The organism is Mesorhizobium huakuii (assembly GCF_030160235.1).
Classification (GTDB): domain Bacteria; phylum Pseudomonadota; class Alphaproteobacteria; order Rhizobiales; family Rhizobiaceae; genus Mesorhizobium; species Mesorhizobium huakuii.
Map to the genome: position 1 here is coordinate 126,714 of NZ_BSNY01000034.1, position 20,990 is coordinate 147,703.

The window sequence follows — 20,990 nt, forward strand, 5'->3', positions numbered from 1 at the left end:
TAGACGAACCGCGATGGAAAAAGGCCGCATCCTGCTTGCCGTCACCGGCTTTCATCCGCAGCGCTGGCGCGAGCTGCTGTCGGCCGAGCGTGAGGTGGTGCTGGAGCCGGACGGCGCCATGGATCCGTCGATCACCTATGCTGTGGTGTGGAAGCAGAAGCCCAATTTGTTGTCGTCGCTGCCCAATCTGCGCGCCATCTTCTCCATCGGCGCCGGCGTCGACCATATTTTCGCCGATCCCGGCCTGCCCGACGTGCCGATCGTCAAGGTCGTCGCCGACAACCTCACGCAATACATGACCGAATATGTCGTCTGGCGGGTGCTCGATCATCATCGCCAGGGCCTGCTCTACCGGCAGCAGCAGCAAAAGAAGATCTGGCACGAGCCGCCGCAGCGGCCGGCCGGCGACATATCCGTCGGCATCATGGGCCTTGGCAATCTCGGGCGCGCCGCGGCCTCGGTGCTGCTGTCGCTCGGCTTCGCGGTCAATGGCTGGTCGCGCACCGAGCGGCCGATGCAGGGGGTGGCCACCTATTCCGGCGAGGCCGGGTTGATCCCCTTCCTCAAGGCGACCGATATCCTTGTCGTGCTTTTGCCGCTGACGCCGGACACGCAAGGCATCATCAATTACGGCGTGCTGAAGGAATTGCGCAAGCGCAACGGCCTCGGCGGCTCGGTGCTGATCAATGCCGGCCGCGGCCGCCTGCAGAAGGATGCCGACATCGTGCGGGCGCTGGACGACGGCACGCTGAAGGAGGCGAGCCTCGACGTGTTCGAGGTCGAACCGCTGCCGAAGACCAGCCCGCTGTGGAGCCATCCGAAGGTGTTCGTGACGCCGCACGCCGCGGCAACCTCCGATCCCATGCACCTGGCGCCGACCATGCTGCGCCAGATGGACGCCTTCGAGCGCGGCGAAAGGCTCGAGAATCTGGTGGACCGCAAGGCGGGATATTGACCAGGATTCCTATCTGGCCAGATTCCACTGCCTGAAGCACCGCTTGATCGCTGCCACCGAGGACAGCTGCAGCTTTGGCAAATCGAGCTCCTCGAACATCGCCTGGTATCTCCGGCGGTTTTTCGGCGTGGTCACGGCGATATGGTGGATCATGTCCCATTTGACGCTGTCGCGCCCTCCCTCCAGGGCTCCGCGTCTGTTTTTCTGGAACAGAGTTCGCCTGAAGTAGCGCAGCAGGCTTGCCGGTATGGAGATATCCAGCAGGATCACTCCCGTCGCCCGCCGGAAGCGTTGCGGCATGCAGATCGAGTAGTTTCCGTCCATCACCCAGCGCTCGCCGGCAATCGCGGCGTCATGCAAGGCGATGAACTCGGCCTTTGGACGCGGCTCCCAGTCGGTGTTGGGCAGATGGTGAAGCAAATCGAGATGAACGGGTTCCAGGCCACGCTTGCGGGCAATCGCGTCGGCCAGGGTCGACTTGCCGCTGTTGGACGGTCCCAGAATGCAGATGCGATCGCCAAGGTCCGATAGTTTCATCCGACAGTGCCCCCATGCGGATGCAGAACGCCGTCCACGATGAGTTCCCCGCCCAACAGCGTGTCTTCAACTGGGCAGGGCGAACTTCTTCTTCTGATTGTCCGGCTTGCCGCAGTCGCGGCGCTCGATCGACCGGTTCATGGCGTCGATCTCGCCCGACGCCTTGTCGCTGTCGCGCTTGGCCTTGGAGCGCATGTCGGGCGTGAACGGACCGAAACCCATGGCGGGATTGGAGAAGGTCGGCTTCGCGGTCACCGGAAGGTTGTATTGCTGCGCCAGGCCATTGCGCTGCGCCAGCAACTGATCGCACGGCACGGTGTCGTATTGCAGTGAGGATTCTACGTTGGCGTCCTGCCGCTCGGACATCGAATTGCCGACGCAGCCGGCTGTTGCCAGGCAAGATGCCAAGATCATCATGTTCCAGCGCATCCGATATGCTCCTCCCGGTATCCCGCCCTGATGCGACCAGATCGCAAATATCAGTCGCGCACGCAAATCGGACTTTTTCGCAGCAGCACTGAGCCGTGGCAGCACCGCCGCACGATGATCCTGCACGCTTCAAACGGCATGAGGCTTCCACGCCACAACGCCCAGCCCTCTGACGGGCTCGCGGCGATCCTGGCGGATGATCGTTGGCTCCAGTGCCAGGATCGTAAGCCCGTTGGCCTCGAGTGTCCGCCTGACATAGGGTTGCGAATGGGCGTAGCGCCGCGAGGGCTGCAGCGCGAAATCGCCGTCGTCTGCAAGCGCCTCCACGGAGAAGGCAAACAGGCCGCCTTCGGCGAGCAGGTCGGCAAGGGTGCCCACCAGGCCATCGAGCGCGCCGATGTAGATCAGGACATCGGCCGACGTCACCAGATCGGGCTTTTCGCCTGAATGGGAAAACCCTTGCAGATCGGCTTTTGTCAGCGTGTCGTAGATACCTTTCGCCCGCGCCTTCTTCAGCATCCTGGACGAGATATCGACCCCTTCCAGCCGGTCGACAATCGGCCTCAGTCTCTCGCCCATCAGTCCGGTTCCGCAACCAAGGTCGAGCGCCAGGCGGAAGCGACCCGGCCTTGCCTTGCGAATCATCTGCTCGAGGAAATCGGGCAAGCGGTAGTCGAGCTTGCCGACCAGCATCTCCTCGAATGTCTCGGCATAGTGGTCGAACAGCGCTTCGACAAAAGCGCTGGGTGGGGCGGTGGCAAGCGGAGCCTTGCCGATCAGCTGCAGCTTGAGGGCCGCGCCCTGACGATCGGCCGGATCAAGTTTCAGCGACATCGCCCAGGCCTGCGCCGCCAGGTCGAGCCTGCCCGATGCCTCCTGCATCTCGCCGAGGCGGAACCAGCCCATTGCCCATCGCGGCGCCAGCTCCAGTGCGCCGAGCAGCAGCTCGGCCGCGGCCGTATGATCGCCGGAGGCAAAGAGCATCTCGGCATAGTCGGCACGGCGATCGGCGTTCAAATCGCCGGACGATGTCTGAAGCGGTTTCATGATGGTGGTTCCGCCGGCGGATGGCTGCCGGGTCGCCATCTCTGTAGAGCAGCCATGTCCAGGAGTCAGCAGTCTCCGACAACAGGCTTCCCGCAGCGGAATTATATCCTATCTTGGGGACCATGCGCGCCAGCGACCTGCTTCATCCCCGGCCCGAAGGCCTTTACTGCCCGCCGGGCGATTTCTTCATCGACCCGGTGCGGCCGGTGGACCGGGCGCTGATCACGCACGGCCATTCCGACCATGCACGTTCCGGCCACCGCTCGGTGCTGGCGACGCAGCAGACGCTCGACATTATGGGCCTGCGCTATGGCGAGGATTTTGCCGGGGCCACGCAAGCGGCTCGGCTCGGCGAGACGATCGCTCTGAACGACGTCAGCGTCAGCTTCCATCCGGCCGGCCATGTGTTGGGCTCGGCGCAGATATCGGTCGAGCATCAGGGTACGCGCATCGTCGCCTCCGGCGATTACAAACGGCAAAAGGACGCGACCTGCGCGCCGTTCGAACCAATCCGCTGCGACGTGTTCATCACCGAGGCGACCTTCGGCCTGCCGGTGTTCCGCCATCCGCCCGACACGGAAGAGATCGCGCGCCTGCTGAAATCGGCGGCGCAGTTTCCCGAACGCTCGCACCTGGTCGGCGCCTACGCGCTGGGCAAGGCGCAGCGGGTGATGCGGCTGTTGCGCGACGCCGGCTATGACAAGCCGCTCTACATCCATGGCGCACTGGCCAGGCTCAGCGAATACTATCAGAGCCAGGGCATCGACCTGGGTATCCTCGAGCCGGCAACGGTCGAGAGCGGCAAGGGGGACTTTGCCGGCGCCATTGTCGTCGGTCCGCCATCGGCCTTCGCCGATCGCTGGGCGCGGCGCTTTCCCGATCCGATCTCGTGCTTCGCGTCGGGGTGGATGCGCATCCGCCAGCGCGCCAAGCAAGGCGGCGTCGAACTGCCGCTCATCATCTCGGACCATGCCGATTGGGACGAACTCACCTCTACCATCAAGGAGACCGGCGCCGAGGAGATCTGGGTAACGCATGGCCGCGAGGAAGCCCTGGTGCGCTGGTGCGAGCTCGAAGGCATAGCCGCCCGGCCGCTGCATCTGGTGGGCTATGAGGACGAGGGCGATTGAAGGCATGAACCGCTTCGCCGAGCTTCTCGACCGCCTGGTGCTGACGCCGTCGCGCAACGGCAAGCTGACGCTGCTGGTCGATTACTTCCGGACCGTTGAGGACCCGGATCGCGGGCTGGCGCTGGCCGCCATCACCGGTGACCTCACGATAGCCGCCGTCAAGCCGGCGATGCTGCGCATGCTGGTCACCGAACGCATGGACCCCGTGCTGTTCGGCTATTCCTACGACTATGTCGGCGACCTCGCCGAGACGGTGTCGCTGGTCTGGCCGCAGACGCCTGGCAAGATCCCCAACCGCGAGCCGACGCTCGGCGAGGTCGTGGCAAAACTGCAGGCGGCAAGCCGCTCCGACGGACCGAAGGTGCTGGCCGGCTTGCTCGACAGCGCCGGCATCTCGGCACGCTTCGCCATCATCAAGCTGGTCACCGGCGGCCTGCGCATCGGCGTCTCGGCGCGGCTGGCCAAACAGGCGCTGGCGGATTTCGGCAAGGTCGATGTCGCCGAGATCGAGGAGCTCTGGCACGGGCTGTCGCCGCCCTATACGGCGTTGTTCGCCTGGCTGGAGGGCAAGGCCGAAAAACCCCGCAGCACGGCGATGGCGTTGTTCCGCCCGGTGATGCTGTCGAACCCGGTCGGCGACGGCGATCTCGAAAAGCTCGATCCGGCGGACTACGCGGCCGAGTGGAAATGGGACGGCATCCGCGTCCAGGCGGTCGCGGAAGGCGGCGTCCGCCGGCTTTATTCGCGCACCGGCGACGATGTTTCCGGCGCCTTTCCCGACCTCGCCGACGCCATGCACTTTTCCGCGACACTGGATGGCGAATTGCTCGTCGGCGACCCGCGAGAGGCGACGGGAACCTTCTCGGACCTGCAGCAGCGGCTGAACCGCAAGACGGTGACGCCGAAGATGCAACAGCAATATCCGGCCTTCATGCGCTGCTACGACCTGCTTCAGCTCGGCGACGAAGACCTTCGTGCATTGCCGTTCCGCGAGCGGCGTGACCGCCTCGAAGCCTTCATGAAAACGCTCGACCCCGGCCGTTTCGACCTGTCGCCCTTCGTCGCTTTCACGGACTGGCAGGCGCTGGAGAACCTGCGCCGCGCGCCGCCGCACCCGATCATCGAAGGCGTGATGCTGAAGCGCTGGGATTCGCCCTATGTCGCCGGCCGGCCAAAAGGCCCGTGGTTCAAGTGGAAGCGCGATCCGCACACTGTGGACGCGGTGCTGATGTATGCCCAGCGCGGCCACGGCAAGCGCTCGAGTTTTTACTCCGACTACACATTCGGCGTCTGGTCCGGAGCCGAGGGCGAGGAGGAACTGGTGCCGGTCGGCAAGGCCTATTTCGGCTTCACCGACGAGGAGCTGAAGCAGATCGACAAATATGTCCGGGACAACACGGTCGAGCGTTTCGGGCCGGTGCGTTCGGTGCGGGCAGACCGCGACAATGGCCTGGTGCTGGAAGTCGCCTTCGAGGGGCTCAACCGATCGACCCGGCACAAATCCGGCGTCGCCATGCGCTTTCCCCGCATTTCACGGCTGCGCTGGGACAAGCCGGCCAACGAAGCCGACCGGATCGAGACACTGCAGGCGCTGCTCGATCGCTAGACCGGGATCCCAAACCGAAAGTTCCATTCCAGGCAGAGGAGCACACATGATTTCCCGATCCGACAAGGTCGAACGTTTTCGCGCTCTTCACAAATCCGGCTGCTTCGTGATTCCCAACCCCTGGGACGTAGGCGGCGCCCGGATGATGGTGAGCCTGGGCTTCAAGGCGCTGGCAACCACATCGTCGGGCTACGCGTTCTCAAAAGGCCGCAGAGACGGAGCGCTGGAGGTCAACCGCAACGAGAGCCTGGCATATGCCGCCGAGATAGCGACTTCGACCGATGTCCCGGTTACCGCGGATTTGGAGGACGGGTACGAGGATACTCCCGAAGGCGTTGCCGAAACCGTTCGGCTCGCGGCGGAGGCTGGGTTGGCTGGGCTGTCCATCGAGGATCGGCAGCCGAAATCGGACTTGCCGATCCGCGATTTTGACGACGCGGTGGCACGGGTTGCCGCTGCGGCTGACGCCGCGCGAAAACACAACATCGTCCTGACCGCTCGCGCCGACGGCCTAGGCAAAGGAGTATATGATCTCGAAGAAGCCATTCGCCGCCTCAAGGTCTTCGAGACTCTCGGCGCCGAGGTCGTCTACGCGCCCGGAGTGCCGGACCTGGCATCCCTCCAGAAGCTTTGCCGCTCGGTCAGCGTTCCAGTAAATCATGTGCTCGGCCAAGGTGTCTCGGGATTGACCCTCGACCAGATTGCCCAGGCGGGCGTGCGGCGGATCAGTGTCGGCGGATCGCTCGCCCGCGCTGCCGGTGCTGCGCTTATGACCATATGCCGGGAGATTGCGACAGGCGACTTCACCGCGTTGGAATCGGCCCCGGGCTGGGGTGATCTGCGCAGCACCAAACCGGTGATATAGCTCCACGAGGTTCGCTTGCGATGTTCCGTCAGGATCCGATATCTACGGCTCGATCGAGACGCGGATCTCGTAGATGTCCACCGCCTTGCCCTGCTTGTCGAAATCGGAATTGACGGCGATGGTTCCGGCCGAGCCCGGATGCTTGTTGGGGAACTGCACGTCGAACAGATATTCGTTGCGCTGCTGGCCGACCGCGTAGCGCTTGCGGCCGCAATCGCCGAGCTCGCCAAAATTGCAGTCGACGGAGATTTGCGTGTCCTTGCCCTCCTCGGCACGAGCGATGATGTCGAACACGGCGTGCTTGCCGGCGAGCTTCTCCAGCACGCCTTGCCCGACATCGAAGGCGATCGCCGAACCGGAGGGGCCGGACTGGATGCGCAGGAACGGACCGGTGTCGTCCTTCATCACCGAAGCCTTGGCGTCCGACGGGGCAGCGACATGCGTGGGGTCTGCCGGCGAGAACACATTGATCCAGTTACGCGACTGGTCCGCGGCACCAGGCTTGGCCGGCGCGTTGGCGCCATCGGCCGGAGTGAAATCGTCGCCCTCGACGGTTGGCGGCGCCTCGGGCGGCGCCGTATCGAGCTGCGCCGCCGTCTTGAACACGCCGGTCTGGATGGCGAAGAACACGCCGATGCCGATCGCCGCTAGCAGGGTCACGGTGAAGAAGATGGCGGTCAACGGCAGGCGGCGCCCGCGAATGCGCCGCTCATCGCGATCGGGCGCCACTTCCGTGGCGGCACCGGATGCAGCGGGAGCGGACATGTCGATGGCCGGCACGCCGGCAAGGGTCGCGTCCGGCATGATGTCGGGAACGACCGGCAGCACGCGCGAGCGCGGTGCGTCGGATGCAGGTTGCGCGGGGCCGTCGACGGTGACGGCGGGCGATGGCGCCTGGTCGCCGCCGATCTCGATCGCGGGCGCCGCGGTGGCCGCGGGCTCGGCCGCCGGCGCGTCGACCTCCAGGCCGACATCCGGCACCGCCGGCAGGAACTCGGATTCGATTTCGGTGATCGTCGCCTGGATCGCCTTGCGGCGCTTGATGGCGACTTCCACGGTCACGCCGGGATTGGCCTGGAGCGCACGGTCGAGCGCGGCAAAGGCCGACCGATAGACCTTCTCGCGAAACGCGCGGTCCTCGGCATTGCCCTTCTCCAAGGCGTTCCGGATCGCTTTTTCGATCGCGTCCAAGCGGGATCCCTCTGCAAATTGCCCAAACTTCGCTGATGGTTAGCCGTAGGCGACCAATCAATCAACGGGCGGGCGGCCGCATTCTGCCTCGACGAGCCGTCCAAAGTCCATCTTGGCGCTATTCCGGCAAACAAAATCGGAACATGCTGGCGATTCTCCCGCGCAGCGTGGCGTGAACCCCGGTTTCGATCGCCGCGGGCGCCCGTGCATGATTTGCCAAGTGGCATCTTGAATTCGCGGCCGGTTGAGTCTATCACCCAGCCCATCTTGGAGGCCTTGGCCTCCCGGGCCGCTTTAGCTCAGTTGGTAGAGCACCGCATTCGTAATGCGGGGGTCGCGTGTTCGAGTCACGCAAGCGGCACCAGTTCCTTCCCTTCTTGCTGTCCTTCCTATGCCGCTACCGGCACTTGACCTCTGGCTGTGCGGTGGATCGCGCAGTGGCGTCCCATATCCGCCATTGTCGCGACTCGGGTTTGGTGGGAAACTCGTGGGCCTCAGCATGGGAGGTCGAAAATGCCCAATACTTTCAAGACCGGAGACGTCGTCAAGCTGAAGTCGGGAGGGCCGAAGATGACGGTCAGCGACGGTGCCGCTTCCGGGATGTATCTGTGTCACTGGTTCAACCGCGAGGGCGATGTCTGGATCCCACAACATGCGGGTTTCAAACCGGACCAACTGGTCGCCGCCGACCCATCGACCTAGCCCGTTCGCCAGGGGCGGTGGCCGGCCGGCGTGAGTTCGGATGACGCCGGATGGGGGTATTGTGGCCGCTGCTTTTGGCACCGGCACCGGGGCGGCATCGCCGAATCGGGTGATCGTCACAGGCGACCGACGGATTTTGCCCGTCGCGGCGTTTAACGGCTGAAGCGTGACCACGGCATGGGCCGTGGCCGACGCGCCAACCGGAGACGCTAAAAGCATGATAAGCCGTTCGATCCTTGCCGCCGCCTTGAGCCTGCTGACCGTTGCAGCCCTTGCTCAGACGGCGACGCAGCCCCCAGTTGCTACGCCTCCCGGCGCCACGTCTCCCGGCGCCACGCCGCCAGCTGCCGCCCCAGGCGCGCCAAAGGCAAGGTCCGACATTACGCTGGCCAAGTTCCAGAAGCGGAGGGAGAAGGCGATCATGGCCGCCGACACGGATGGCGACGGCAAGATCAGCCTGCTGGAGTGGGAGGCTTTCCAGGCCAAGCGCAACATCAAGGGCGATGCGGCCAAATCCTTCGCGCGCATCGATTCGAACCATGACGGCTTCATCGATCGCGCCGAGCTCGATGCGTTCTTCGCCAAGCGCTTTGCCAGGCTGGACAAGAATGGTGACGGCGTCCTGACGGCCGACGAGATGCCAGGCCACAAATCCGCTGCCAAGCCGGAGCAATGACCAAAGAGGCCATGACACGTGATGGATATCGGGAGTGCGCCAGCCGATGAGCGCCGATCCGGACGAGGAGTTGGTTCGCCGGGTCGGTGCCGGCGACCCGGCGGCCGTGCAGACGCTCGTCGCGCGCAAATTACCGCGCATCCTTTCGCTCGCCGTTCGCATGCTGGGCGACGCGGCGGAGGCCGAGGACGTGGCGCAGGAGACCTTCGTGCGCATCTGGCGCCACGCCTCGAGCTGGCGGCGCGGCAATGCACGGTTCGACAGCTGGATCCACCGGGTGACGCTCAACCTCTGCTACGACCGGCTGCGCCGGCGCCGCGAACTGGTGACCGACGATTTGCCGGACATGGCCGACCCCTCCCCACTTCCCGACGCCCGCGAAGAGCCGCAGAGGATCGAGCAGGCCTTGCAAGCCATCGCGCCACGCCAGCGCGAGGCGATCATCCTGGTCTACTATCAGGAGATGTCCAACATAGAGGCGGCCGCGACGCTGGATATCAGCGTCGATGCGCTGGAGAGCCTGCTTTCGCGCGGCCGGCGGGCCTTGCACATGATCCTGGCCAGGGATGGCGTCCATGACTGAGAAGAGCGCGACCATGAATGTCGGACATTCACCGCGCCTCGCGGGCGTCCGGCGGGGGCCGGCCGGCCTCGTTTCCAACCCGCGTGGGCACGCGGCACCAAGGCGCAAGGGGAAGACAGATGGCTGAAGATATCGAGGATGGCCAGGCAATGGACGCCAGGCGTTTCGCGGCGCTCACCGAGGCCTATGGCAGCGATCCACGGCGCTGGCCGAAAGCCGAGCGCGAAGCAGCCATCGCCTATGCTTCAAGCGAGACGGGGCAAGCCATTTCGCGAAACGCCGGCGCGCTTGACGCCCTGCTCGACGGTTATCGCGTCCCGCACCCCGGCAAGGCGCTGCACGACACGATCCTGCGGACCGCCGACCGGTACGTCGTCCGGCGCCGTCGTCAGCGCTTCTGGTGGCTGGGGCTTGGGCTTGCCGGCATTGGGCTGGCCGGCGCCGTAGCCGGATTGGCCCTGGTGACCGTCGTCACGCCCGAGGTTCAGCCCGACCATTATGTGCTCGACGCCAATGCGACCGCGTTCGGCGATGCCGGGCCTGACACGATCGAGGAAGACCTATGAGCACCGGCCGTAATCTCCTCATCGCATCGGTGGTGCTGAATGTCTTCCTGGCCGGTGCGCTTGCCGGCGGGGCCGTCTGGATAAAACGCGGCAAGCCGGCCCAGGGCTATTCGCTGGAGGCAGCCGGCGGCCGGCTTCCCGACCAGCAGCGCACGCTGTTCCGCAAGGCGCTGCGCGAAGTCCGCCAGGAGTCGCGCGACGTCATTCGCGACGGCCAGCAGGCCAGGCGCGAGGCGGCTGATTTGCTGCGGCAGCCCGTCCTCGACACGGCGGCCCTGGCGGCCGCCCTTGAGCGGGCCCGCAATGCCGACGTCACCGTGCGCACGCGGCTGGAGCAGCGCATCATCGAGTTCGCGGCGGCCGGCTCCGCCGAGGATCGCAGCCTGCTGGCGGAAGGGCTCTCGAGGCGCGCCGGGCCGCAGCCGTCGACACCGCCAAAAAAATCACCGTGACGACCGACGGAAATGCCGACGGCGCCCGTTTAACGAAATGAAGGGCAAGGCCTGCCGGGCCATCTGGCGCCGGCAGGTTTCAACCTCGGACAACTTCGGAGCATGGTCATGAACTATCTGACAAAATACGCGGCCACCGCCGCTCTCGCGATGACCGGAACGGTGGCTACGGTCGCGGCATCCTCGGCGATGCCGCTGGCACCGCTTGCCGCCCCGGCGCTGGTCGAGCACGTCGCCTGGGGTTGCGGGCCTGGCTGGCATCCCAATCCCTGGGGGCGCTGCGTCCCCAATCGCGTGGTCGTCTACCCCGGTTACTATTGGCATCGCCCGGCCTTCTACGGGTGGCATCCGCACCGTCACTGGCACCGCTGGCATCACTGGTAAGACTGGTAAGGGCCTCGGGGGCTGACAATTTCGTCGGCCCCGCGACCTCGGTTGAACAGGAAACGGCTCGAACGGGCTTCCGGCGCCGCGCGCGGGAAGCCCCAGCAATGGAGAGCTGACTTGGCTATCCCGGCCTCCAATTCCCCGCCCGATCCAGTGCTCGTCGCTCTCAACCGCTTCGGGCTCGGCGCGAGGCCCGGCGACCGCGACAGGGTGACCCACGACCCGCGCGGCTATCTGAAGGCGGAACTGCGGCAGCCCGACATCGCCATGATCTCGCTCGACGATCCGGCCTATGCAAGCCTGCCGGGCAGCACGCCGGCCATCCAGGCCAGCATGGCGGCAAACTTCCAACGCAAGCTCGACCGCGAGCGCATGGCCACAACCACGGCGCAGCCCGCAATGGCGAGCGCCCAGGCCACACCGGAACGGGTTGCGCCTGCCCAACCCGTGCCACCGCCCGCGGCCCCGGCCAAACCCGCGCCGCCGGTCGAGGCGACGCTGTTTCGCGCGGAAGCCCAGGCGCGCTTCGACAAGGCCTTTCGCGCCGAGGCAGGCTTCGTCGAACGCCTGGTGTATTTCTGGTCGAACCATTTCTGCGTCTCCGTGGCGAAGGACAACATCGTGCGGGCGAGCGCCGGCGCCTTCGAACGGGAAGCGATCCGCCCCTTCGTGCTCGGCCGCTTCGCCGACATGCTGATGGCGGTCGAGCGGCATCCCGCAATGCTGCTCTATCTCGACAACCAGCAATCGATCGGCCCGGACTCGCGTGCCGGCTGGAACCGGCAGCGCGGCCTCAACGAGAACCTCGCCCGCGAGATCATGGAACTGCACACCATGGGTGTCGGCAGCGGCTATACCCAGGCCGACGTGACCAGCTTCGCGCGCATGCTGACCGGCTGGACGATGGCCGGGCGCGAAGGTCGGCTTGGCGAACCCGGCAGTTCCGTCTTCAACGCCAATGCACATGAGCCGGGCGATGCGGTGCTGCTGGGCAAGACCTATCCAGCCAGCGGCATGGGACAGGCCGAGGCGGCGCTCAACGACATCGCCAGCCATCCGGCGACAGCGCAGCACATCGCCACGGAACTCGTCCGTCATTTCATAGCGGACGACCCGCCGCCCGCGGCGGTTGCACGCCTGGCCAAGGTTTTCGCCAAGAGCGACGGCAATCTGCGGGCATTGGCGGCGACCCTCATCGACATGCCGGAGGCATGGTCGACGCCGCTGGCCAAGATGCGCTCGCCCTTCGACTATATCGCCGCCATCCGCCGGGCGGCCGGCCCGGGTCCGGCGAACGATCCCGGCCAGTCGCTCAACTGGCTCAATGCGCTTGGCGAGCCGCTCTGGCAGCCGCCGGGGCCGAACGGCTTTTCCGACCAGGCGGACAGCTGGGCCTCTGCCGAAGGCATGAAGATCCGCCTCGACATCGCCTGGCAGGCGGCCCGCCAGGTCAAGGATATCGGCAATCCCAACGACATGCTCGACGCCGTCATCGGTCCCTCCGCCTCGCCGGAAACGCGGCAAGCGGTCGCCCGTGCCGAGTCCAAGCAGCAAGGCCTGGCGCTGCTGCTGATGGCGCCTGAATTCCAGAGACGATAGCGCGAGCGACAAGTCCGGTGCCGACAACTCCGATGGAGACCAAGTCATGAGCCTGCTGTGTGAAACGCCTCACCCGTCCCGCCGCGCCGTGCTGATGACCGGCGGGGCGCTGTTTGCCTGGGCCTATCTGCCGCGCTTTGCCCGCGCCGCCGACAATCGCGATCCGCGCCTGATCGTCATCGTGCTGCGCGGCGCGCTCGACGGCCTGTCGGCGGTCGGTCCGGTAGGCGATCCCGACTATGCCGGCCTGCATGGCGACATCGCTTTATCGCTTGCCGGCCCGCACGCGGCGCTGCCGCTCGATGGTTTCTTCGCGGTCAATCCGGCGATGCCGGTCTTCGCCAGGCTGTTCAAGGACAAGCAGGCGGCGGTGGTGCATGCGGCCGCGACCGGCTATCGCGAGCGCTCGCACTTCGACGGCCAGGACGTGCTGGAAAGCGGCTTTGCCGGTCCTGGCCATGTCGCCACCGGATGGCTCAACCGGGCGCTGGAGAGCCTGCCGGCGGGCGAGCGCGTGGCAACGCTTGGCGGCTTGGCCGTCGGACCGTCGACGCCGCTGGTGATCCGCGGCGCGGCTCCCGTGCTCGGCTGGGCGCCGCAATCGCTGCCGGCGCCGGCAGGCGACCTCGCGGCGCGGGTCCTCGACCTCTACCAGCATCGCGACCCGGTGCTGGCGGTGGCCCTGCAAAAGGGCCTCGATGCCGACCGCATGGCGCTCGACGACCAGATCGGCGGCAACGCGACGAAGCCGAAGGGCGGTGCGATGAAGCCGAGGGGCGGCCTCGACAGCGCCGCCGGCATGCGGCAGGCCGCGCAAGGTGCGGCCAAGCTGATCGCGGCCGATGACGGGCCGCGTGTTGCGGCGCTTGCCTTCGACGGCTGGGACACGCATGTCAACGAAGGCGGCGCCACGGGCCGGCTCGCCACGCTGCTCGGCGGCCTCGACGGCGCCTTCGATGAATTCGAGAAGGGTCTCGGCGAGCGCTGGAAGGACACGGCGATCGTCGCCATCACCGAATTCGGACGCACGGCGCGGATCAATGGCACGGTCGGCACCGATCATGGCACCGGCACGGTGGCGCTGCTCGCCGGCGGCGCGATCAAGGGCGGCCGCGTCATCGCCGACTGGCCGGGATTGAAGCCGGCCCAGCTCTACGAACAACGCGACCTTGCGCCGACCAGCGATGTCAGGGCGGTGCTGAAAGGCCTGCTCGCCGACCAGTTCGGCCTGTCCGCCGCGGTGCTCGGCGACAAGGTGTTTCCGGAGTCCGCGGCGGTGAAGCCGATGCGGGATCTCATCGCTTGAAGAAGCCCGGTGGCGTCACAGGAGACGCCACCTTTTGGGGAAACGCCCAACGCCGCTTTGGGGCGAACGCCGTCGATCCGCTCCGTGATCACCAGCGGTGGTGCCAGCGATGGTAGTGATGATACCGCCAATGTCCCGGTCGGACTACTATCACGCGACGACGGTTGGGCACGCAATTTCCCCACCGGTTCATGTGCCAGCCGGGGCCGCATCTCCAGCCGACGCTTTCGACTGGCAACGAGCCGGCATTGGGCTTTGCCATGGGCAGGGCCTGCGTGCCGACGCTCGACAGCATCAATGTGCCCGCGGCGATAGCAATCGGCAGAATGTATCTGGTGAGCATGATCGTGTCCTCCATGGTTGACATTCCAAGGGACAACATACCACCCGCCCGGCTGAATGCCGGGTGAGTGGTGCGATCACATATTCGTTAGCGGGCGGAGCGCTCGCCAAGCGACGCCGCGACTTTCAGCGCGGCGTCGTCTCGCGGCATCGATCAGGCGGCCTCAACCTTGGCGACCGGCGCATCCTGCCCCCGCACCAGTTTGGTCACGCCGGCGAAGTCGAGCTTGCCGGAGCCGAGCACCGGGACTTTCGGGACGACGCGCACTTCGGCGGGCACCATCAGGTCCATGGCGCCATTGGCCTTGGCGAAGGCCAGGAATTCGGCACGTGTGGCGCCGGAAGCCTCGGTGATGAGAATGAGCTTCTCGCCCTTTCGCGCGTCCGGCATGGAAGCGACCGCCGACAACGAGCCTTTCCACACTTCACCCGCCAGCGCCTCGACGGCGGCGAGCGAGATCATCTCGCCACCGATCTTGGCGAAACGCTTGGCGCGGCCGCGAATGGTGATGAAGCCGCCCTCGTCGACCGAGACGACATCGCCGGTGTCATGCCAGCCATCCTCCAGCGGTTCCAGAACACCCGGCTTCTCGGCGCGCAGATAACCCGACATGACATTTGGGCCGCGCACGTAGAGACGCCCGCCTTCATCGACGCCGGGTACCGGATCCAGGCGGTATTCCATGCCGGGCATGATTTTGCCGACGCTGCCGGACTTGTTGTACATCGGCGTGTTGATGGCGATCACCGGCGCCGCTTCGGTCACGCCGTAGCCTTCGAGGATACGCACCCCGAACTTCTCCATGTAGGTCATGCGCGTCGCCGCCTTGACCGGTTCGGCGCCGGCAAAACAATAGCGTATCGAGCGGAAGTCGTAGGGGTGCGCGGTGCGGGCATAGCCGCTGAGGAACGTATCGGTGCCGAAGATGATCGTCGCGTTGGACGCATAGATCAGTTCCGGCACGATGCGGTAGTGCAGCGGCGAGGGGTAGAAGAAGACCGGCACGCCCGAGATCAGCGGCAGAACCGTGCCGGCCGTCATGCCGAAGGAATGGAAGATCGGCAGTACGTTGAACACCTTGTCGCCCGAGTGGAAGTCGATGCGCGAGGCCGCCTGCGCGGCATTGGCCAGGATGTTGCGGTGGGTGAGCACGACGCCCTTCGGCGTGCCTTCCGAGCCCGAGGTGAACAGGATCACCGCCGGATCGTCGGGCTTGCGCGGCGCGCGCGGCGTCGACTTGCGCAGCAGGCCGAGCAGCTTGTCCTTGAGACCGATGGTTTTGCGCAGATCGTCGAGCCAGACGATGTCGACCGACCGGCCGACTTCCTCGACCACCGCGCCGAGCTTTGCCTGCTCGACAAACGCGCGGGACGTGAGCACCGTACGCACCTCGGCCGCCTTGCAGGCGGACAGGATGTTGGCTGCGCCCGCGGTGAAGTTGATCATCGCCGGCACCTTGCCGGACGACATCACGCCAAGCAGTGTGGCGCACGAGCCGTTGGCGTTGGGCAGCATGATGCCGAGCGTCTGCTGATCGGCATAAAGGTTCTGGAATTTCTCGCCGAGCACGGCGGCCGCCGTCAGCAGCTTGCCATAGCTCAGCGAGCCGGTGACCGGATCCTGCACGGCGAGCCGTTTCATGCCGCGTTCATTCGCCGTCAGGATGACCTTTTCCAGCACGGTCTTGTCGATGTCCTGGGTGCGGAAGACGAGATCCGACATGACCTGATAGAGTGCCGCACCCGCAGCGGCGCGGCGCTTGCGGCCCTTCAGTTGCGGCGGCACTTCGAGCTTGACCGGCTCCAGAATGGTCACCTTGACCTTCGGGAACAGGCGGCGGCGCACATGCTGCGACGTCAGCCGGGAGAACGGGCTTTTCTCCAACCCGTCGATGCGGATCGGAACGACCATCGAGCCGGTCTTGTCGGCCACCATGGCGGCGCCGTCATAGACCTTCATCAATCCGCCGGTGACGGTGATGCGACCTTCGGGGAAGATAACCAGCGGGTCGCCGCCCTGCACGATCTTGATCAGCGTGCGGGTCGACATTGGCTTGGCCGGATTGAGCGGCAAGGCGCGGGCGAGCTTCATGAACGGCTTCATCCACCAGGCCTGGGCGATGGCGTAGTCGATGGCGAAGACCGGCTCCTCATCGGTCAGCGTCAGCGCCAGCGGGCCGTCGAGGAAGCTGACATGGTTGAGCGCCAGGATCGGCGCCTTGCCGGCCGACTTGAGGTTCTCCATGCCCTCGACTTCCAGGCGAAGGAAGGCGCGGAACAGGATGGAGACGAAATCGCGGAAGGCGTTGGTCGGCAGGAATTTCAGCATCAGCCAGGCGGCGACGGCGTTGGCGGCGGCGAGGCCGAACAGGATGCCGCCGGTGGAAACTTTCGTCTGGATCACGGCGACGATAATGCCGCCGACGGTCATGAAGCCGGCATTGACGATGCTGACCGCGGCGACGACACGGGCGCGACGCGCTTCGGGCGACCAGGCCTGCACGGCGGCGAAGGTCGGCACCACGAGGAAGGCGCTGGCGATGGCCATGCCGGCGAGGTCGATCGCGACACGGATCGTGTTTGGCCCGGCGAAGAACAGGCCGAGGGTTTCCGCCTTCGGCGAAGGCTGCATGCTCCAGATGGTCCAGGCCAGATGCAGACCGAACAGCGCCAGCAACGCCGTGCCGACCGGTGCGGGCAGAAGCACGATGCGTCCCTGCGACATCCATGCGGCAATCGCCGAGCCGATGGCGATCGAAACGGCGAAGACAGCGAGATAGACGGTGACGGCGATCTCGTTGCCGCCGAGCGAATCCTTGATCAAGGTCGGCAGGATCGAAAGCACGATGGCGCCGATCAGCCAGAACCACGAGGTCATCAGGCCGGCGCGCCAGATCCGCGTGTCGGTCCGCAACTCGCTGACCTGGCGCCATGTCGAGCGGAAGATGTTCCTGTCGATGACGAGGCCAGGCGCCGCCGAACCCGTGGGTGGAATATAGCGGCTGACGAACCAGCAGCCGACGGCCAAGGCCATCATGATCGGCCCGAAGACCGTAACGCCTATGCCATCGGCCGACACGACGCCGCCGGCGATAGTGCCGCCGAGAATGGCGGCAAATGTGGCCGACTCGATCCAGGCGTTGGCCTTGGGCAGTTCCTTGCGCTCGAGGTGATCGGGCAGGATGCCGTATTTGATCGGCCCGAACAGCGCCGAAATGATGCCGAACATCAGCAGCGCCGTCATCAACACAGGAATAGACGACAGCGCGATGCCGGCGACGGAGACACCCGCGGCGGCAATCTCGGCGAATTTGAGCCGGCGCGCGATCAGGGCCTTGTCGAAGCGGTCGGCCATCTCGCCGCCAAGCGCCGACAAGAGCAGGAAGGGCGCCATAAAGACGGCCCCGGCGAGCGTGACCAGCGAGGCCGCCTGGCCGGCTGCCAGCGTGAAGAGGATCAGGAACACCAGCGTGTTCTTGAGGAAATTGTCGTTGAAGGCGGACAGGAACTGCGTCCAGAACAGAGGCGCAAAGCGCCGAGACAACATCAGATGCGTGTTCATGGCGATTTCCATTTGGCGAACCCCTACGACGGTGTGCCGGCGGGTCCTGCGGGTTGCAGGCGCGGTTTCGATCTCAGTGATAGTCTTGAGCTGGTTAAACTTCCTTGCAGTGCTTGATGTCCATACCGTGGCTTTCGGCCTGTCGAAAATGAACATCGTTCACAAGTGCACTCTATCACGCTTTGAACATTGTTCAAGTCGAAATTGAACGACGTTCACGACTGTCTGAACGGTGTGATAGCGGGGTACGTCTGTCAGTGTGTCAGGGCGACCCGATTACCGGACCTAGCCCGAGCGTCGCCACCGTCTTCAGTGCGCCGTCGAGCATGTCGCCCTTTTCGTCCTTCAGCGCCGCCTCGCGCAGGCGGCGGATCCAGTCGGCGGCATCGTCGCGGCCCTTGAGCATGGCGAGCGCCGACAGAACGCGGTCGAATTTCGACTGCGCCCGGACATGGGTGTCGCTGTAGCCCTTGATCAGCCGGCGGAAGTGTCGCTTCCCACGACGGGAATTCTGGCTATAAAAGTAGAAAGGCTTGGCGGCATTATCGATTTCATTGCCAAAGCCGCCAACGAAACCAAGTCTGTGTTTACCTTAGCTCGTCGCTCAACACCTTTGAACAACACTGTATCACTGCTGCATCGATCCGTGGCAACAAGTTCCAGCCATTTCTTAAGAAAAAGTAGAGCGAACTTCCCCCTATATCGCGTGATCGGATCCAAAGCTTCGAACTCGGCAACAAGGTCTGGGTGATCCTTTGCATCTATCTCGACATCAAGCTTTATCGACATTTCTTTGTCCGCCGCAGCCGTTGCCGAAGAAACCGTCACACTGGCAAATTTAGACAATTTTGTTGGCAAAGACGCGTTCACACCCAACCGGCGCGCTAAGAATAATCTAAGATTGAGTGGCTTCGTAGCTGTTAAGAAATCCCCATATGCCCTCTCAAAAAGCATAATCACTTCATCCCTAGTCACGGGATGCGCATGGCAATGGAGTTCATTTTTTAAAATCTCATCCACAACATCTTTTGATACAAAGTAATTTTCTACAGAATATCTATCTGTCATAAAAACATTTTTTGCTTCTGGCCAACCTTCTAAATCATCGAAATCCCTATCTACGAATAAATACACCCCATCTCGCAAATTTCCTAAATCTCGCTCCAGCATATGGCAAAAATCCTTTACTTGCTTTTTACCACCGCAAGGGAACGGCTCGTAGCTCAAATTATCTTGTATTCTTCTTATCCACGAATAGTATGCAGACTTGTCATCGTCTCCCTCAAAAGCGAACACCAATGCACGGGGCTTCGAGGCGCGCAAATTGGTCAGCAATATCTTAAGGACGGCCGGCCCCTTCCGCGAAGAGCGCATCCGCTCCAAATAATCCCCACCATCTCCACTACTCACTGATCTCACCTTCATCAACGTCAGCAGGCATCGCGAGAGGGTCAACAATGACCTCCAAAGGTCGCGCATATGGTTCAAGTTCGTTGTCAAATACGAATGGAGAATGTGTAATGGCAACCACCTGCTGGCACGATGGCGCAGATATGACGTCGACCAAAATCTGCTTCTGCCAATCAATCGATAGCGAAAGCTCCGGCTCATCGATTAATACAATTTTCTGCTTTTTGTACAAATATATCTTCGCAAAAAGCGAAATCATTTGTTTTTCTCCCGACGATAGAGCATCAAGAGATATCTTTCTATCCGGAGATATACTATGAACTTCTACCATCATATTTTTTCTGTTAAGGCGAAGCTCCTTCGCGTCAGAATGCCTGATGTCAGGCACGACACCCCACGATAAGGAGGTGCTTAGATCAAGCGAACATAGATACTTATTACAACTAAGTATAAAGTCCTCCACCGGAGACTCTATGCCTCTTGTCGCCTCGATAGGCTTGTTTAATTTACCTAGAAAATAAAATAGAAACTTATTAGATCCGTAAGAGAGATCGGTCTCTCCATATATCTTATCAATCTTGGGGATTGCAACGTCCTGAAATGGCCCATATCGAGGTCCTTCCTTCAAGCGCGAGAAGAAGAGCATCAGAGACTCCCTATCCGGGATATCATCCGAAGCAGGGTCATCTCTATCAAACGTGCCATCGATGAGCTCGTTTATTATATTTGCACTTATTTCTCGATACTTTGCATTTGATTCAAATAGTATCTCCTGATTTAGTTCAGACAACCGCCTAGATATATCGGACAGTCCAAATTGGATGTCGGCCGTAAACAGACTTCTGGGCGGAACCCTGATCTTTGCCGACGACGACCGGCGGCCAACCTGGCGCGAGACGCCGTCTGCCTCTAGCTCTAGAGGTAGTTCTATGCGCCTATAAGTTGGTAGATAGACAACTTCGATACCGCGCAGCGCCTCCCTGACTGATTTTATTATCGACATTATATTCTTGTTCTTTGAAAAAAGAGCGTTTGATAGTCTGTCAAATATCTTCTTTGCCTCAGCGATTGAAGACGTTTTATTGTAAACAGACCTAAATACCTCAGATGTCATTAGATCAGATGTGTTTCCAGAGACAAGAATATACTCATCTCCAACAAAATCCTGTAGAGCCGTCGAATTTATTCCGTATTGTATTGCGGTTGCGGCGATTTCACTTTTTTGTGTTAGACTTAGAGCGTCTATAATATCACTTCTGTGCAGGACCAATTCTTGGTCTACATGACCAAACCGGCAACGTATTGTGCTGAATTCGAGGTTCGCGAGCCGAATAAACCGCGTCTTTAAGAACGCGTCCAGAGCAGCCAGAAGGGTTGTCTTTCCCGACCCGTTGCGGGCAATTAGGACTGTTGCTGCATATTCGGAGTAGAGGCGAACGGTCCTATACCCGAAAAGCCCTTCTATACTAAATTCTTGTACGACAGGCGGACTCGAGGCTTTGAAGTCTGTATTACTTGACGCCGGCTGAGATTCTGTCATCTCGCTCTCTTCCACGTTTTTTCGCTCGATTTTCTAAGGCTGGATGGTACGTTCTGAAATTATGGTGGTCTACGGCCAAGTAGGAATATTTTAAGTGTGCTCTGC

20 protein-coding genes, 1 tRNA gene and 1 pseudogene are annotated in these 20,990 nt (G+C 63.0%); 13 read left to right on the forward strand and 9 right to left on the reverse strand.

Annotation, left to right across the window (positions count from 1 at the left end):
• The first annotated feature begins 13 nt into the window (after window positions 1–13).
• Window positions 14–955: a 2-hydroxyacid dehydrogenase gene (locus QQK95_RS18065; RefSeq protein ID WP_284275112.1), complete on the forward strand. Its 942-nt coding sequence runs from the start codon at window positions 14–16 to the stop codon at window positions 953–955.
• Window positions 956–964: 9 nt separating this feature from the next.
• Here the strand turns inward: QQK95_RS18065 and QQK95_RS18070 are convergent, their stop codons facing one another.
• From QQK95_RS18070 to QQK95_RS18080, 3 genes are all read right to left on the reverse strand, one after another.
• The gene (locus QQK95_RS18070) at window positions 965–1,492 is read right to left on the reverse strand and encodes a P-loop NTPase family protein (protein ID WP_284275114.1); all 528 of its coding nucleotides are present in this window, start codon (window positions 1,490–1,492) and stop codon (window positions 965–967) included.
• A gap of 66 nt (window positions 1,493–1,558) precedes the next feature.
• Entirely contained in the window at window positions 1,559–1,921 is a 363-nt protein-coding gene (locus QQK95_RS18075) for a hypothetical protein (RefSeq protein WP_284275116.1), read from the reverse strand.
• 129 nt (window positions 1,922–2,050) lie between these two features.
• Window positions 2,051–2,968 (reverse strand): class I SAM-dependent DNA methyltransferase, encoded by a 918-nt coding sequence (locus QQK95_RS18080; RefSeq protein WP_284275118.1) that lies wholly within the window; start codon window positions 2,966–2,968, stop codon window positions 2,051–2,053.
• Between the two features lie 122 nt (window positions 2,969–3,090).
• Here QQK95_RS18080 and QQK95_RS18085 point away from each other — a divergent pair, with 122 nt between their 5' ends.
• From QQK95_RS18085 to QQK95_RS18095, 3 genes are read left to right on the forward strand one after another with little or no spacing between them, the layout of a single operon-like run.
• On the forward strand, window positions 3,091–4,098 hold the full coding sequence (locus QQK95_RS18085; protein ID WP_284275119.1) for a ligase-associated DNA damage response exonuclease: 1,008 nt from the start codon (window positions 3,091–3,093) through the stop codon (window positions 4,096–4,098).
• A 4-nt stretch (window positions 4,099–4,102) separates the two neighbouring features.
• Window positions 4,103–5,704, forward strand: coding sequence for a cisplatin damage response ATP-dependent DNA ligase (locus QQK95_RS18090; RefSeq protein ID WP_284275121.1), 1,602 nt, complete (start codon window positions 4,103–4,105; stop codon window positions 5,702–5,704).
• A 46-nt stretch (window positions 5,705–5,750) separates the two neighbouring features.
• Window positions 5,751–6,569, forward strand: coding sequence for an isocitrate lyase/PEP mutase family protein (locus tag QQK95_RS18095; RefSeq protein WP_284275123.1), 819 nt, complete (start codon window positions 5,751–5,753; stop codon window positions 6,567–6,569).
• A gap of 42 nt (window positions 6,570–6,611) precedes the next feature.
• Here QQK95_RS18095 and QQK95_RS18100 read toward each other — a convergent pair whose 3' ends face one another.
• Window positions 6,612–7,760, reverse strand: coding sequence for a hypothetical protein (locus QQK95_RS18100; protein ID WP_284275125.1), 1,149 nt, complete (start codon window positions 7,758–7,760; stop codon window positions 6,612–6,614).
• Window positions 7,761–8,048: 288 nt separating this feature from the next.
• On the opposite strand from QQK95_RS18100, the gene QQK95_RS18105 reads away from it, so the two are divergent.
• The 9 genes from QQK95_RS18105 (at window position 8,049) to QQK95_RS18145 (ending at window position 14,031) form a co-directional block, all read left to right on the forward strand.
• A tRNA-Thr gene (locus tag QQK95_RS18105) sits at window positions 8,049–8,124 on the forward strand.
• Between the two features lie 149 nt (window positions 8,125–8,273).
• The gene (locus QQK95_RS18110) at window positions 8,274–8,462 is read left to right on the forward strand and encodes a YodC family protein (protein WP_284275127.1); all 189 of its coding nucleotides are present in this window, start codon (window positions 8,274–8,276) and stop codon (window positions 8,460–8,462) included.
• Between the two features lie 217 nt (window positions 8,463–8,679).
• Window positions 8,680–9,138, forward strand: coding sequence for an EF-hand domain-containing protein (locus tag QQK95_RS18115; protein ID WP_284275129.1), 459 nt, complete (start codon window positions 8,680–8,682; stop codon window positions 9,136–9,138).
• 46 nt (window positions 9,139–9,184) lie between these two features.
• Complete coding sequence (locus QQK95_RS18120) at window positions 9,185–9,721, forward strand: RNA polymerase sigma factor (RefSeq protein WP_284275131.1); 537 nt, start codon at window positions 9,185–9,187, stop codon at window positions 9,719–9,721.
• Between the two features lie 119 nt (window positions 9,722–9,840).
• A complete protein-coding gene (locus QQK95_RS18125) occupies window positions 9,841–10,287 on the forward strand; it encodes a hypothetical protein (RefSeq protein WP_284275133.1) in 447 nt (148 codons plus the stop codon).
• The gene (locus QQK95_RS18130) at window positions 10,284–10,739 is read left to right on the forward strand and encodes a periplasmic heavy metal sensor (protein WP_284275135.1); all 456 of its coding nucleotides are present in this window, start codon (window positions 10,284–10,286) and stop codon (window positions 10,737–10,739) included. The genes QQK95_RS18125 and QQK95_RS18130 overlap by 4 nt, the downstream gene beginning before the upstream one ends.
• 108 nt (window positions 10,740–10,847) lie before the next feature.
• On the forward strand, window positions 10,848–11,123 hold the full coding sequence (locus tag QQK95_RS18135; protein WP_284275138.1) for a GCG_CRPN prefix-to-repeats domain-containing protein: 276 nt from the start codon (window positions 10,848–10,850) through the stop codon (window positions 11,121–11,123).
• Between the two features lie 120 nt (window positions 11,124–11,243).
• Complete coding sequence (locus QQK95_RS18140) at window positions 11,244–12,725, forward strand: DUF1800 domain-containing protein (RefSeq protein WP_284275140.1); 1,482 nt, start codon at window positions 11,244–11,246, stop codon at window positions 12,723–12,725.
• Window positions 12,726–12,771: 46 nt separating this feature from the next.
• On the forward strand, window positions 12,772–14,031 hold the full coding sequence (locus tag QQK95_RS18145; RefSeq protein WP_284275142.1) for a DUF1501 domain-containing protein: 1,260 nt from the start codon (window positions 12,772–12,774) through the stop codon (window positions 14,029–14,031).
• An 88-nt stretch (window positions 14,032–14,119) separates the two neighbouring features.
• On the opposite strand, the gene QQK95_RS18150 is transcribed toward QQK95_RS18145, so the two are convergent.
• From QQK95_RS18150 to QQK95_RS18170, 5 genes and pseudogenes are all read right to left on the reverse strand, one after another.
• Entirely contained in the window at window positions 14,120–14,374 is a 255-nt protein-coding gene (locus QQK95_RS18150) for a GCG_CRPN prefix-to-repeats domain-containing protein (protein ID WP_409371699.1), read from the reverse strand.
• A 153-nt stretch (window positions 14,375–14,527) separates the two neighbouring features.
• Window positions 14,528–17,935 carry an acyl-[ACP]--phospholipid O-acyltransferase gene (locus QQK95_RS18155; RefSeq protein ID WP_284275146.1) on the reverse strand — a complete coding sequence of 1,136 codons (3,408 nt, stop codon included), beginning with the start codon at window positions 17,933–17,935 and terminating at the stop codon, window positions 14,528–14,530.
• 262 nt (window positions 17,936–18,197) lie between these two features.
• Window positions 18,198–18,419: pseudogene (locus QQK95_RS18160) on the reverse strand (indolepyruvate oxidoreductase subunit beta family protein); the annotation flags it as partial.
• Window positions 18,410–19,414 carry a DUF4435 domain-containing protein gene (locus QQK95_RS18165; protein ID WP_322791220.1) on the reverse strand — a complete coding sequence of 335 codons (1,005 nt, stop codon included), beginning with the start codon at window positions 19,412–19,414 and terminating at the stop codon, window positions 18,410–18,412. The pseudogene QQK95_RS18160 and the gene QQK95_RS18165, both read right to left, overlap by 10 nt.
• Window positions 19,338–20,885, reverse strand: coding sequence for an AAA family ATPase (locus QQK95_RS18170; protein WP_284275148.1), 1,548 nt, complete (start codon window positions 20,883–20,885; stop codon window positions 19,338–19,340). The genes QQK95_RS18165 and QQK95_RS18170 overlap by 77 nt, the downstream gene beginning before the upstream one ends.
• Window positions 20,886–20,990: the final 105 nt, after the last annotated feature.

Excerpts from the sequence above, each read along its gene's own strand:
- QQK95_RS18065 (WP_284275112.1), top strand. The coding sequence starts at position 14 with ATGGAAAAAGGCCGCATCCTGCTTGCCGTCACCGGCTTTCATCCGCAG.
- QQK95_RS18070 (WP_284275114.1), bottom strand. The coding sequence starts at position 1,492 with ATGAAACTATCGGACCTTGGCGATCGCATCTGCATTCTGGGACCGTCC.
- QQK95_RS18075 (WP_284275116.1), bottom strand. The coding sequence starts at position 1,921 with ATGCGCTGGAACATGATGATCTTGGCATCTTGCCTGGCAACAGCCGGC.
- QQK95_RS18080 (WP_284275118.1), bottom strand. The coding sequence starts at position 2,968 with ATGAAACCGCTTCAGACATCGTCCGGCGATTTGAACGCCGATCGCCGT.
- QQK95_RS18085 (WP_284275119.1), top strand. The coding sequence starts at position 3,091 with ATGCGCGCCAGCGACCTGCTTCATCCCCGGCCCGAAGGCCTTTACTGC.
- QQK95_RS18090 (WP_284275121.1), top strand. The coding sequence starts at position 4,103 with ATGAACCGCTTCGCCGAGCTTCTCGACCGCCTGGTGCTGACGCCGTCG.
- QQK95_RS18095 (WP_284275123.1), top strand. The coding sequence starts at position 5,751 with ATGATTTCCCGATCCGACAAGGTCGAACGTTTTCGCGCTCTTCACAAA.
- QQK95_RS18110 (WP_284275127.1), top strand. The coding sequence starts at position 8,274 with ATGCCCAATACTTTCAAGACCGGAGACGTCGTCAAGCTGAAGTCGGGA.
- QQK95_RS18115 (WP_284275129.1), top strand. The coding sequence starts at position 8,680 with ATGATAAGCCGTTCGATCCTTGCCGCCGCCTTGAGCCTGCTGACCGTT.
- QQK95_RS18120 (WP_284275131.1), top strand. The coding sequence starts at position 9,185 with ATGAGCGCCGATCCGGACGAGGAGTTGGTTCGCCGGGTCGGTGCCGGC.
- QQK95_RS18125 (WP_284275133.1), top strand. The coding sequence starts at position 9,841 with ATGGCTGAAGATATCGAGGATGGCCAGGCAATGGACGCCAGGCGTTTC.
- QQK95_RS18130 (WP_284275135.1), top strand. The coding sequence starts at position 10,284 with ATGAGCACCGGCCGTAATCTCCTCATCGCATCGGTGGTGCTGAATGTC.
- QQK95_RS18135 (WP_284275138.1), top strand. The coding sequence starts at position 10,848 with ATGAACTATCTGACAAAATACGCGGCCACCGCCGCTCTCGCGATGACC.
- QQK95_RS18145 (WP_284275142.1), top strand. The coding sequence starts at position 12,772 with ATGAGCCTGCTGTGTGAAACGCCTCACCCGTCCCGCCGCGCCGTGCTG.
- QQK95_RS18150 (WP_409371699.1), bottom strand. The coding sequence starts at position 14,374 with ATGCTCACCAGATACATTCTGCCGATTGCTATCGCCGCGGGCACATTG.
- QQK95_RS18155 (WP_284275146.1), bottom strand. The coding sequence starts at position 17,935 with ATGAACACGCATCTGATGTTGTCTCGGCGCTTTGCGCCTCTGTTCTGG.
- QQK95_RS18165 (WP_322791220.1), bottom strand. The coding sequence starts at position 19,414 with ATGCGCGACCTTTGGAGGTCATTGTTGACCCTCTCGCGATGCCTGCTG.
- QQK95_RS18170 (WP_284275148.1), bottom strand. The coding sequence starts at position 20,885 with ATGACAGAATCTCAGCCGGCGTCAAGTAATACAGACTTCAAAGCCTCG.